The organism is Paenibacillus sp. V4I7 (assembly GCF_030817275.1).
Taxonomy (GTDB): Bacteria; Bacillota; Bacilli; order Paenibacillales; family NBRC-103111; genus Paenibacillus_E.
Genome location: NZ_JAUSZD010000002.1, coordinates 1,536,984 through 1,549,005 on the forward strand (window position 1 = coordinate 1,536,984; position 12,022 = coordinate 1,549,005).

Sequence of the window (12,022 nt, forward strand, 5' to 3'; positions counted from 1 at the left end):
ATGTTGAAGAATGTCTAATGTAAATGCAAGCATTGGAACGGATGCAACGCGTGCATCATGGCTAGACCAAGTTTGGGATAACATCATCGGCAAAGTGGAACGAATGAGTCATTCCGTCGGCGCTGATTTTCCATATATATCATACAATGGGAAATATAAGAGTGAGCAAGCAGATTGGTGGACGAATGGGTTCTGGCCGGGCTTGATGTGGCTGGTGTATCGTGAGAATAAGGTTGAAGAACTCAAAGATACAGCTGCACAGATCGAGGCCTTAATGGACCCGGTACTTACCGACTATTACCCACTGCATCATGACGTAGGGTTTATGTGGAGCTTATCTTCCGTGGCGCAGTATAAGCTGCTTGGTTGTGAAATTTCGAAGCGGAGAGCCATGACGGCAGCCAGTCATCTGGTTGGGCGTTACAATGCGAAAGGCCAGTTCATTCGAGCTTGGAACCAGCCGGAGCGGGTTGGTTGGGCGATTATTGACTGCATGATGAATCTGCCGTTGCTATATTGGGCGAGCCTAGAGTCGGGTGACCCTCGTTTTCGGCATATTGCCGCACTTCATGCGGATACGACTTTGCGTGAATTTCTTCGTCCAGATGGATCGTCACACCATATTGTGTGCTTCGATCCTGAGTCCGGAGAAAGACAAGAAGCGCTCGGTGGACAAGGCTACTCGCCGGATTCAGCATGGTCCCGCGGAACCGCATGGGCGTTATACGGCATGGCACTAAGCGCACGCTACACGGGATATCAACGTTATATCGATGCAGCTAAGCGTTCAGCGCATTTTTTCCTGGCCAATGTTCCTGAAGATGGTTTACCGCCATGGGATTTCCGGGCCCCTTGGGAAGATGGAATGGCGATGGACTCAAGCGCGTCAGCTTGCGCAGCCAGCGGCATGATGGAGTTGAGTTTGTTGCTGCCGAAGAGCGAGTCTGAGCTATATCGAAGTGCTGCTGAGAAGCTGATTTTTAAATTAAATGAAAAATACACAGCTTGGGATGATCCGAACGAGGAAGCGATTCTTCGGATGGGAACTGCCAATCGACCTAAGAAAACGCACGTGAACGTACCGATGATCTACGGGGACTATTTCTTCGCAGAAGCCGTTTGTAAGCTGCGCGGCGTACAAGATACATTCTGGTAGGGGGAAGCAAAATGACACAGACAAACAAATCCAATCCCTTAGCGGGTGCCATCTATGCACGGGATTCATGGGCAGCGCCAACATGGGCGCTCACGGAGCGGAAGTTAATCGATACACTGAACGAGGCCGCGGTGGAATATGTTCGTCGCTATACGCGGGAAGATGGGACGATCGTTTGGCGTGAAGATTGGCCAGGGATGGACGGATCGGATGATCCTTATGAAGCGTTCATGAATTTATCCCTGCTTTACGCACTCGGGGGCAATGAAGAGATTCTACGTTTGTCCCGCCTTATGTTTGATGCGATTACCTGGCAATGGACCGAATATGGCCAGATTCATAATGAATTTGATGCTTATTATGATTGGATGCACCATGGCGAGGGCTCCTTATATCTCTATTTCCTTGGCTTGTCCGATCCGCATTTGCTAAAGAACAGTCAGCGAGCGGTCAAGTTTGCCGAGTTATATACCGGTAAGAATCCGGAAGTTCCGAACTATGATGCAGAACGAAAGCTGATGCGCTCGCCAATTACAGGCAGTAAGGGACCGCGCTTTCAGATGACAGAAGAGGACTGGGTAACACATCGAGGTGTGCTCGATGATTATTTGGCACCATTCGAGGATATTCCTGGTGTTGACTTCGCAAGCGGTAAGTGTAAATGGTCAGACGATACCATTTACGGTGAGATCATTACCAGAATGAATGAACGGAAAGCGAAGGGAGACGTCCCGCTTAATTTGAACGCAACGGGGTTGATTACGAATGCTTTCATGTACACAGGCGATGAAAAGTATCGACAGTGGGTGCTGGAGTACTTGGCCGCTTGGGAAGAGCGCACACTGCGTAACGACGGTTTGACACCAGACAACGTGGGATTAAGCGACATTATTGGAGAGTACAACGATGGCAAATGGTGGGGTGGTTACTACGGCTACCGTTGGCCGCACGGTTTTATGTCCATCATTGAACCGCTCACAAATGCTGGCATGAACGCTGTACTACTGACAGGAGATCGGAGTAAGTTAGATTTGGCACGTTCACAATTGGACCGTAATTGGGATCTAGGGAAAGAAATCAATGGAAAATGGCACGTTCCGAATAAGCATTTTGATGCCGGCTGGACGGACTTCCGAATCCAAGTTCCAACCTACCCGATTTATTTATGGACGATATCGATGGCCGAGGAAGATGCGGCACGTGTTGACCGTATTCCCTATGAAGACCATTTTCGATTGATTGATATGCCCACCATCTCAGGCAGAAATCCAGTAACCCGTAAGGAAACAAAGCATTTTATTGCTAATACAGTACCTTGGTACTTATATATGCGAGGGCAATTCCCTGACTATCCAGAGCGGATTTTGCAGCAGAATCTGGAGATGATCGCGATCCAATTGGAGAAGCTTCGATCTCCAGAGGGCGATCCTGCCAGCTGGGATTGGGATTCACCCTATAGTATTCATATGTGGCAGGAATATTCACCTGTCTATTTCGAAGGATTACTGCAAATGATGCTAGGCGCTCCCATGCACATTTCCCACGGTGGCTTACAGCATGCCAGAGTACGTTATTTCGATGCCGCCCTTAAACGATGCGGTCTTCCAGAGGACGTCGGTGCTTTGGTGGAATCGCTTGGTGATGAGTTTGTAACCCTAACATTTGTGAATCTATCAGCGTTCAAGGAACGTGAAGTGATCGTACAAGCGGGCAGCTTCGGTGAGCACCAGTTTACCTATATGGAGAGCTTTAATCAAAGCGGTCAAAAGATTGGCGAGGGAGAGCTCGATGGGAAATGGTTACCGGTTACCCTTGCTCCAGGAGCAGGCATTCAATTGAAGCTTCATATGAAACGCTATATGAATCAACCGACCTATGAGACGCCATGGAGTGCAGAAGTGGCAGGGGGGACGGCTAAGTTTATCCGAGGCCGTAACCAAGTATAGGAGTAAGAATGAGGAGTGTATGTAATCCATGACATCTATTCGTCAATCATTTACAAGTGATGTTAACCATGCCTATCTCGATAGCCATGTCCACTTCTGGAGGCTGGAGCGTGGCGATTATCATTGGCTTACACCTAGCAATCCAGTTCTTTACCAAAATTATGTACCATCAGATCTGTTTGGTCTTGAAGATGCTAATGCTTTACGTGGAATTATCGCCGTACAGGCGGCACCTACAATTGCTGAGACGGAATATTTACTTGAGCTAGCAGGTGAAAATGAGCGAATCCTCGGTGTCGTTGGTTGGCTTGATCCTTTCGCAGATTCATTCGCTGATGAATATAGACGTTTACGTAACAATCTGCAATTTGTTGGGATCAGGTTGGACCGTTCCGTCTTCGTGCCGAACACAGAGCAAGTGTCGGATCGCTTGCTAAAGCATCTTCGTCTATTGGAGGAAGATGCTTTTCCCATCGACCTGCTGATCGGACCGGAAAATATGCCAACCGTAATTAAATACTTAAAGTCCGTACCTAACTTAAAGGCGGTTATTAACCATCTAGGCGGTCCGCCTATTCGTACTGGTGAAATCGAGCAATGGTCGGCATACATCGATGAGTTATCCGCATTTCCTAATGTGTATTGTAAATGGTCGGGTATGATCACACCGGCTGGCGGAATGAATCCACATCTGTTAGCACCTTATATCCGTCACACTGCGGAGCGATTTGGGCCTAATCGCATCATGTTCGGTAGTGACTGGCCGGTAGCTTTGATGGCAGGTACCTATAACAATGTTGTTCAATTCTTCGAGCAGTTGCTGCCTAAACAATGGAGCGATGAGGAGCGTGCAAATGTACGCATGCACAATGCGAAAGTATTCTATTTTGGCAATGAGGATAGCGAAGCCTGATGCATAGACACCTCTATTACTCGCAACTTCGCAAAGGGATGGAGAACGAATTCCAGCAATTCGTCAAGGCAGATACACATGCGCTGCATAAAGAATGGGCAGCGTTAGGACTATCGAATGTCTCGGTTTTCGCTTGCGATCTGTATGTTTGCGTCTATGCCGAGGTATCAGGTGGCTCGCGTGTTCAAGTTTGGGATTGGCCAGTTTCTTTCGACCGATACTTAGAGAAGTGGCCAACTGAACCTGATCATGATGTCTATTCTAGTGAGACGATGCACAGGCTAGCGATCCCCATGATAGACGTTTTTCACGACGGGTTGTCAGAAAACACGGATTTCTGGAGCGGCAGCCGATCGGTCGAGGAGCGGGTTGGCTCAATAGCCAGATTGAAACCAGAAATGGCTTCGAGCTATATCTTTTATCATTATCAGAAGCAGGAAGAGTCCCCAGATAGCTTTAATTCAACTTATATGATCGGTTCTTTTGGCAGGTTTTTATTCTCCTATCACGAGTTACCTTCTAGGATCAGTACAAGGAAACGCCAAGGATTACTAACAACCAAACATTCTCCGGACAATTGGCATGAGGTGATGCTGCCACATTTCGAGCCTTGGAAAGAAGCACCGGATGAGAAGCAATTTTGGCGTAAAATGGAGCGGCTAATGTGACAACTGCCGGTTATGAGTCAAGTGACTCTTAACCGGCAGTTGCGATTTTAAGCTCTTATTCGATTTCATCAACATCTATATGTTCCGGAATAACAATGAACACCGCTGTACCCTTGTGTAGATTTCTTGTAAGGAACACTCCGTACGCATCCCCAAACAGTAATTTAATTCGTTGGTTTAAGTTTTTCAACCCAATATGTTTTTCCTCCAAATTAACCCCGCTAGACATGCTTTGTTGAAGCTTCTTCAGCTGAGCGTCAGGTATCCCTGTGCCATTATCGGAAACGGTGATCACAATGCCATCCGACGTGCGCAGCCCCGTAATAATAATCTGTCCTGGGTTTCGAGTGGGAATAATACCGTGCTGAAATGCATTTTCCAATAACGGCTGAATGGAAATCTTTAAGATCTGGCAAGTAAGAAGACTTTCTTGGATTTGCCATACGACATCGAATTTGTTCGGATACCTGGCCTGCATGATCTCCACATATTGCTTGGCATGCTGTATTTCATCCCGAATATCGGTTAATGGATTGTCTGTATCTAGACTGCGGCGTAACAGATCAGAGAGCGCAGTTACCATATGAGACACGGAATTGTGGCCTTTCGTTAACTCGATAGCCAGATATTTAATGGTTTCCAAGGTGTTGTATAAGAAATGTGGCGTAGTCTGATTCTGTAAAGCGATCGTTTGCGCCTTCCGTAAGGAGTGCATACGCAGCTGCAGCTCTTGTTCTAAGCCCTTCTTCGCATCTAAGGTCCTGAAGATCGAACTGGTGATCGTTCTTACCTCGTTCCATTTGCTTTTCTCACTGGAGGCCATCAAAGGCTCTAGCTTTTCCTGGTCTTCAATCATAGACATGATTTGATTAACCGGTGAGAATGTCTTGATGGAGATCACTAACGAAACAATCAAGACAATGATCGTGCCAACGCCAAAAAACACATACAAAAAGGCACGAAGATCTTGCATTTTTTTCTCGTAATTTTTTAGCGGTAACAGCGATACATAGGTTAGCCCTTTATCCTCTGAAGGGAGCACGGAAACAATATATTTTTGTCCATGAATGGATTTAATGGAAGAATGAGGCCCACGAATATCGGTAAGGGCATCTGCCGCATTGAGTAGTTCAACGTCATGAATATTGGACATGAACTCATTGCGATTGAGGCTGTATAAGACGACATCTCCATCGACGATATAAGTGTTTTCGAATTGTTCCGTTGTTTGATTTAAAAAGGTGCGAAGCTCTTCAATATCAATATTAGCGGTCACCGCACCAATCTTGTTCTCATAAAGATAGGCAGGCCTCGTAAAGGAGATGTAGAACGGATAAATATCATTCCGTTTACGAAGATCACGGTAGGACATGTTACTGTCGATTTTTTGATAGACATTACTGGACCAGCTCTTGTCATCGAACTCTTGTAGCGTAGAGTCTAATCGATTTGAGAGCATGTACTGATTTCTCTCAGAGAACACATATAAGGAATCTATATACTTAAAGGAACGTGTGTACATCGAGATCTTATCATGAATGGATTTCATTTTGGGCGTAAGATTGTTATTGGTGAAATCTGTTAACATGAAGGCCGATACATCATCTTGAAAAATCATCTCCAATGAAACATGTTCCATTTGCTTGAAAATAGTATCGATACTATCCTTCACGCGGTATAGGGAGTTCATGTTAACTCCGCTTACTTCCGTTTCTATAGCCTTATTCATCTGAAAATACATAACGACGCTCAAACAGGTGAACGGAACGATAACCAGCAGGAAAATGAGAATTAAGCTCTTAATAAAGAGACTCTGGAACTTGTACATACGTACGGCTTGAATTAAATTATGGTTTGTTTTCATGGTTAACACCTTTATCCTGCAGGCTTATTTGACGAATATAATCCTTCGGACTGACTCCGGTGGCTTGCTTAAACAAGCGAGTAAAGTACTTACTATTGACGTAACCTACTTTTTCCGTAATTTCATGAATTTTATATTGGCGGGATTCCAACAATTCAATCGCTTTCTGAATGCGGAGTTGCGTTAAATAATCAATATAATTGGTTCCCGTGGTTTGTTTGAAGATTCGGCTAAAGTAAATGTGATTTAAGAAAACGTGATTAGCGACCTCTTCGAGTGACAAATCCCTATGAAAGTTATGAAGGATATACTTTTGTGCAGCGTCCACGATCAGCTTCGCATTGGTCTCTTTGGAAGTCACATTGAGAACCATGAGATCGCTAATGTACTGCTTGGCCCATTTCCGTATGTCCTCCAAGTCATTGATCTCAATGACAGCATGGTAATTGTGAGCTGTCTCATGAGGTGTTTTCCCCAGCAGTCCCCGATCGGAGTAAGAGCGAAATACCATGGCAAACAGGTCCATAATCAACCGATGCACAAATGAGACAGGCAAATCGCGAAACTCATCCAGGAATCGGTCGAGTAAACTCATGGTTTCCTCTTTTTGGTCATCTGTTACATTCGCTAAGAATAGCTTGTACTTCTCCAGCAGCTTCTCATATTCCACTGGTGCTAGCCGATCTTTACCTCGCGTTTCTTCATAAACGAGCTTTAGAGGTTCACTAAATTGAGCCAATTCAATAAGCGTACTGAACGTAGCAGTCAAGTGATATCGAATCACAATATCAAAGTTGTTCTGAATATGGGAAATGATTGCATTAAGTTCCACAATTAGCTGCTCGCGAAGCATTTCTTGGCTAAGTAAATGGTTTGGAAAGGCAATTAATTTCAGACCCTGATAATCATTGAAAACAGCTTTATACAAGAAATTGGCATTCTCCGCATGGAAAATACTTTTTAAGGAGTAGGTAAATTTTTCTCGTTTCATGGAAAGCTTCTCGGGCTCACACAGCTCCAGTTCAACTAAAGCGCAGGGGCAATGGGCAGGATCTAGTGAAAGGGATAACAAGTTGATTCTTTTATTAAGCTCCTCCGTATTCCGTAACGCCCCCATCACTAGGTCCGTATAAAATTGTTCTTTTAATAGAGGAAGCAGTTCATGGAAGCGAACGGATTGCTGCTGCTGATTCATATATTGAGTTTTTAGTTTGTCCATCTTTTGTTTCAAAGCCTGAAACACTTCTGTAATTTCATCGTATTTCGTAGGTTTTAACAAATAATGCTCTACATTATATTGAATGGCTTGCTGCGCATAGTCGAAGTCCTTGTAGCCACTAATGATAATGACGCGAATATGGGGGGATTGCTCGTAAATATGCTTGGCTAACTGGAGACCATTGATCTCTGCCATACGAATATCGGTTAGAACTAGATCAACCTCATGGGTTTTTAAGTACTCGATGGCTTCTTTGCCATCCTCGAAATCGGCAACGATTTGAAATCCAAGTGATTCCCAATCCAGGAAATACTTCAATCCCCTGCGAACAATTTCTTCGTCGTCAACCAGAACAAGCTTGTACATGGAACTTCATCCTCTCGATGTTCTCAAGCCATTATAGCTCAACGTGACATGGTTATAGGAGTCTTTCATTAGGGAATCGCTTAAAGAGTTGAAAAAAGTGACTTTTATTGCTTTTAGTGTCCTCGATTTGTCGAATTGCGCAACTTCGTAACCGTATCTTTAATTTGACTCCCTATTCAATTATACGCCAATTACTTAAAATTTAAGTATGCAGAGGGGGAAACAGTATGAGAGATACGGTTATAAATAAGATGCCTGAAAAAACAGTTGCAAAGTCTTTCAGGAGTAATTCATTTAGACGATTAGTTAAAGAGAATATAGCATTATTTGCCCTAACCTTACCGGCAATTCTATATTACCTCATTTTTCACTATACGCCGATGTTCGGTGTCATACTCGCTTTTAAAGATTATAAGTATAGCGATGGCATTCTAGGGAGTTCTTGGGTCGGTTTCAAAAATTTCGAATACTTCTTCACATCCATGGATGCATGGCGGATTACTAGAAATACAGTAAGCTATGCTAGTGTATTTATCGTCTTGGGAAATATAGCAGCTGTCACAGTTGCACTCTTGTTATTTGAGGTTCGTGGGAAATTGGCATTGAAATTCTATCAAACATCTATGATTATGCCGAAATTTTTATCATGGGTACTAGTTGGGTATATGACGTATGCGTTATTCAATCCCTCATTAGGTTATTTCAACCAACTGATCCAATTTTTCGGTTTTGATTCGCTAGATGTTTACTCCAATTCCAATTATTGGCCATATATTATCGTCACTGTCGAAATTTGGAAGACGGTTGGATTAAGCTCCATCATTTATTACGCAGCCTTAATGAGCGTTGACCCGGAATTGTTTGAAGCGGCTAAAATTGATGGTGCAGGAAAAATGAGACAAATATTCGCTATTTCACTTCCGTCACTTAGCCCTGTTTTAACTATCATTATCATTCTGGCGATTGGTAACCTGTTTAGAGGAGATTTTGGCTTATTTTATCAAATACCAAGGGATATCGGCGTGTTGTATCCAACAACGGATGTCATTGACACTTACGTATATCGTGGATTACGAGCAGGGGACTTCGGTATATCAGCTGCTGTTGGATTGTTCCAATCGGTGGTCGGACTTATCCTAATCGTGATCAGTAACTGGATTGTAACGAAAGTAAGACCGGAAAATGCTCTATTCTAATTTTGTATAAATGAGTAAGTAGGAGGCGGTTAAGAATGCCTAAGTCATTCAGAGCTAATATTGGTAATACGTTGCTTCATTTGTTCATGATTCTGTTCAGTTTAGCGTTTATCATTCCATTTCTTCTAGTCATAGCTGTCTCATTCTCCAATGAGGAATCATTGTTGAAGTATGGGTACAAGTTAATCCCAGTTGAGTTTGATCTTGAGGCATATCGCCTTATATTCGGAAAGCCACATCAAATCCTATATGCCTATCTAACAACATCCGTTCAGGCAGTTGGTGGAATGATTTGTGGATTGATCGTCATGTCCACTTGCGCTTATGCGCTGTCTAGAAGAAATTTTAAGCTACGCAGACCCATTGTCCTCTTTATTTTCTTCACTTTGCTGTTCGGTGGCGGACTGATTCCAAGCTATATTCTTATTACCCAGTATCTTCATATTAATAATACGATCTTGGTGTATATTCTACCGACGCTTGCCAATGCTTTCTATATCATTATTTTACGTACATTCTTTCAAGGCTTACCGGATGCGCTGGTTGAATCGGCCAAAATGGATGGGGCTAGTGAGTTTCGAGTCTATTGGCAAATTATTCTTCCGCTGTCTAAACCAGCTCTTGCGACCATCGCTTTGTTCGTTCTACTGGACAAATGGAATGATTGGTTTACATCCTTAATTTATATACGTGATGAGAGGCTGTACACCTTGCAATTTCTGCTGCAACGAATCTTAATGGAAATGGAATTCCTTAAAACTTCAATGACGTATAACTTAAATATGGAGAATGTAAATCTGTATAAGCTGCCATCGGAATCAATTAGATTTGCAATGGCGATCGTGGCAGCTGGACCACTTCTGATGGTATTTCCATTCTTCCAAAAATATTTTTCAAAAGGACTTACGGTTGGAGCTGTAAAAGGTTGATTACCTGTTTATACCAAGTATGGACATGTAGCTATGTTCCATAACTGTATAATATAATATTCGAGCAGATCATTAGGGGGATAACAAATGAAAACGCTTAAAAGTGTGTTTAGCAAGACGATTGTTCTTAGTATGGCTACAGCGTTAATATTATCTGGTTGCGGTAAAACTGCTACCGAGACACCAAGTACAAACACCAATGCATCACCTGCACCTGTAGCTACAGAAGCAGCTAAGCCGGTGATACTAAAGTTTGTGCAGTTAAGTCCAGGTAAGCAAGCAGATGCACAAGAGGTTTGGGATGAGTTTAACAAGAAATTGGCAACATTATTGCCAAACACAAAGGTAGAATTCGTACCCGTTACTCCTGCGGAATACGCTGACAAATGGAAGCTGATGGCAGCTTCAGCAGAGCCGATTGATATTGCATGGACAGGATATGCATTGGATTATCCAAGCGAGGTCAACAAAGGATCTTATATGGAGTTGGATGCATTGGTTGATAAATACGCACCTGAGCTTATGAAAGAAATACCTTCTTGGGTATTGGACCGCGCTCGTGTAAACGGTAAATTGTATGCGATTCCAAACTATCAGCAAGCTGTAGATAGCCGTCCAACCCTGCGTGTACCGAAAGAGTTTATTGATAAAGGATACATCGATCCGAAGCTAGCACAGGAAACCTTTTATAAGAATGGTCCAGTTTCCAAAGAGTCTTTCGCTGTCATCGAAGGCTACCTGGAGAAATTAAAAGCGAACAACCAATTACGCAAAGGATTTAGCCCGAATGTACTTACAAGTATGCAGCATCACAATATTTTAATCTCAGCAACCGCTCCTTTCAAACTGGTTGGTGATTTGAAAGACCCGAAAAGCTTAAAGGTTATCAATTGGTATGACACACCGCAAGAGCAACTGTTTATTAAAACAATGACGGACTGGTATGCCAAAGGTTACATCCGTAAAGATATATTGAGCTTGCAAAATCAACGTCAAGATGAAGGCAAGCCGGACGGTAACATTGCTTGGTTCCATTCTTTAATCGGTAGCATTGAAGATCAATCAAAGACGGATAGTACTCGATATGGCTTCCCGATTCAAGTAATTCCTATGGAAGAGAAGTATACGATTTCTGCATTATCCGATAGCACAAATTTAGCTATTCCAAGAACATCCAAAAATCCAGAACGCGCTATGCAGCTTATTAATTTATTAGATACAGTGAAGGGTAAAGAATTGTATAACCTTCTTGTTTGGGGAATTGAAGGCAAGCATTATAAGAAAATTTCCGATAACAAAATTGAAACAATCGGTTACTCAGGCCAAGGGACTGCAGATGCTAAATATGGTATACAAAACTGGGGTTCTGGCAATACGGCGAATAGTTACGAAACGCAAGCTAACCCAGCCAATTTTACACAAATTTGGAAGGATATCAATGCCGGTGCTACCATTTCTCCTCTACTTGGTTATAAGCCTACTCTTGATCCAATTAAAACAGAGCTTGCACAAATTGCGGCTGTTGTTAAAGAGTATCAAGGTACAGTTAATGCTCTTGTCCTAGAATCAGGGGCAGTTGCTGACTCTGATGCAAAGTATAAGGAGTTTATCGACAAAATGAAAAAAGCAGGCTCAGACAAAGTAATAGCTGAACTTCAAAAGCAAATCGACGAATTCTTTAAAACAAAATAATAATTTGAAGTAAACATTTGAAAGAAAGGGGGCATTGCTTGTTAACAGAGCAAGTAATGCCCCTTTTTGTATG

General features: G+C 43.1%; 9 protein-coding genes. 7 read left to right on the forward strand and 2 right to left on the reverse strand.

The window, feature by feature from the left end:
* The first annotated feature begins 10 nt into the window (after nt 1-10).
* Genes QFZ80_RS08190 through QFZ80_RS08205 form a run of 4 tightly spaced genes read left to right on the forward strand, consistent with a single transcriptional unit; the run spans nt 11 to nt 4,683 of the window.
* The gene (locus QFZ80_RS08190; RefSeq protein WP_307558282.1) at nt 11-1,156 is read left to right on the forward strand and encodes a glycoside hydrolase family 88 protein; all 1,146 of its coding nucleotides are present in this window, start codon (nt 11-13) and stop codon (nt 1,154-1,156) included.
* Nucleotides 1,157-1,167: 11 nt separating this feature from the next.
* Nucleotides 1,168-3,102 carry a DUF8034 domain-containing protein gene (locus QFZ80_RS08195; protein ID WP_307558284.1) on the forward strand — a complete coding sequence of 645 codons (1,935 nt, stop codon included), beginning with the start codon at nt 1,168-1,170 and terminating at the stop codon, nt 3,100-3,102.
* 28 nt (nt 3,103-3,130) lie between these two features.
* Entirely contained in the window at nt 3,131-4,015 is an 885-nt protein-coding gene (locus tag QFZ80_RS08200) for an amidohydrolase family protein (protein WP_307547559.1), read from the forward strand.
* Nucleotides 4,015-4,683: a hypothetical protein gene (locus tag QFZ80_RS08205; protein ID WP_307547557.1), complete on the forward strand. Its 669-nt coding sequence runs from the start codon at nt 4,015-4,017 to the stop codon at nt 4,681-4,683. Before QFZ80_RS08200 ends, QFZ80_RS08205 begins: the two co-directional genes overlap by 1 nt.
* A gap of 55 nt (nt 4,684-4,738) precedes the next feature.
* On the opposite strand, the gene QFZ80_RS08210 is transcribed toward QFZ80_RS08205, so the two are convergent.
* Both QFZ80_RS08210 and QFZ80_RS08215 read right to left on the reverse strand, forming a co-directional pair.
* On the reverse strand, nt 4,739-6,547 hold the full coding sequence (locus QFZ80_RS08210) for a sensor histidine kinase (protein ID WP_307558286.1): 1,809 nt from the start codon (nt 6,545-6,547) through the stop codon (nt 4,739-4,741).
* Nucleotides 6,531-8,132, reverse strand: coding sequence for a response regulator (locus QFZ80_RS08215; protein ID WP_307558288.1), 1,602 nt, complete (start codon nt 8,130-8,132; stop codon nt 6,531-6,533). The genes QFZ80_RS08210 and QFZ80_RS08215 overlap by 17 nt, the downstream gene beginning before the upstream one ends.
* Nucleotides 8,133-8,359: 227 nt before the next feature.
* On the opposite strand from QFZ80_RS08215, the gene QFZ80_RS08220 reads away from it, so the two are divergent.
* From QFZ80_RS08220 to QFZ80_RS08230, 3 genes are all read left to right on the forward strand, one after another.
* Nucleotides 8,360-9,328 carry an ABC transporter permease gene (locus QFZ80_RS08220; protein WP_307558290.1) on the forward strand — a complete coding sequence of 323 codons (969 nt, stop codon included), beginning with the start codon at nt 8,360-8,362 and terminating at the stop codon, nt 9,326-9,328.
* Between the two features lie 35 nt (nt 9,329-9,363).
* On the forward strand, nt 9,364-10,257 hold the full coding sequence (locus QFZ80_RS08225) for a carbohydrate ABC transporter permease (protein ID WP_307558292.1): 894 nt from the start codon (nt 9,364-9,366) through the stop codon (nt 10,255-10,257).
* 87 nt (nt 10,258-10,344) lie between these two features.
* Nucleotides 10,345-11,949: an ABC transporter substrate-binding protein gene (locus tag QFZ80_RS08230; protein ID WP_307558295.1), complete on the forward strand. Its 1,605-nt coding sequence runs from the start codon at nt 10,345-10,347 to the stop codon at nt 11,947-11,949.
* The last annotated feature ends 73 nt before the right edge of the window (nt 11,950-12,022 follow it).

Bases quoted from the DNA above. Each gene is read 5' to 3' on its own strand.
- QFZ80_RS08190 (WP_307558282.1), top strand. From the start codon at position 11: ATGTCTAATGTAAATGCAAGCATTGGAACGGATGCAACGCGTGCATCA.
- QFZ80_RS08195 (WP_307558284.1), top strand. From the start codon at position 1,168: ATGACACAGACAAACAAATCCAATCCCTTAGCGGGTGCCATCTATGCA.
- QFZ80_RS08200 (WP_307547559.1), top strand. From the start codon at position 3,131: ATGACATCTATTCGTCAATCATTTACAAGTGATGTTAACCATGCCTAT.
- QFZ80_RS08205 (WP_307547557.1), top strand. From the start codon at position 4,015: ATGCATAGACACCTCTATTACTCGCAACTTCGCAAAGGGATGGAGAAC.
- QFZ80_RS08210 (WP_307558286.1), bottom strand. From the start codon at position 6,547: ATGAAAACAAACCATAATTTAATTCAAGCCGTACGTATGTACAAGTTC.
- QFZ80_RS08215 (WP_307558288.1), bottom strand. From the start codon at position 8,132: ATGTACAAGCTTGTTCTGGTTGACGACGAAGAAATTGTTCGCAGGGGA.
- QFZ80_RS08220 (WP_307558290.1), top strand. From the start codon at position 8,360: ATGAGAGATACGGTTATAAATAAGATGCCTGAAAAAACAGTTGCAAAG.
- QFZ80_RS08225 (WP_307558292.1), top strand. From the start codon at position 9,364: ATGCCTAAGTCATTCAGAGCTAATATTGGTAATACGTTGCTTCATTTG.
- QFZ80_RS08230 (WP_307558295.1), top strand. From the start codon at position 10,345: ATGAAAACGCTTAAAAGTGTGTTTAGCAAGACGATTGTTCTTAGTATG.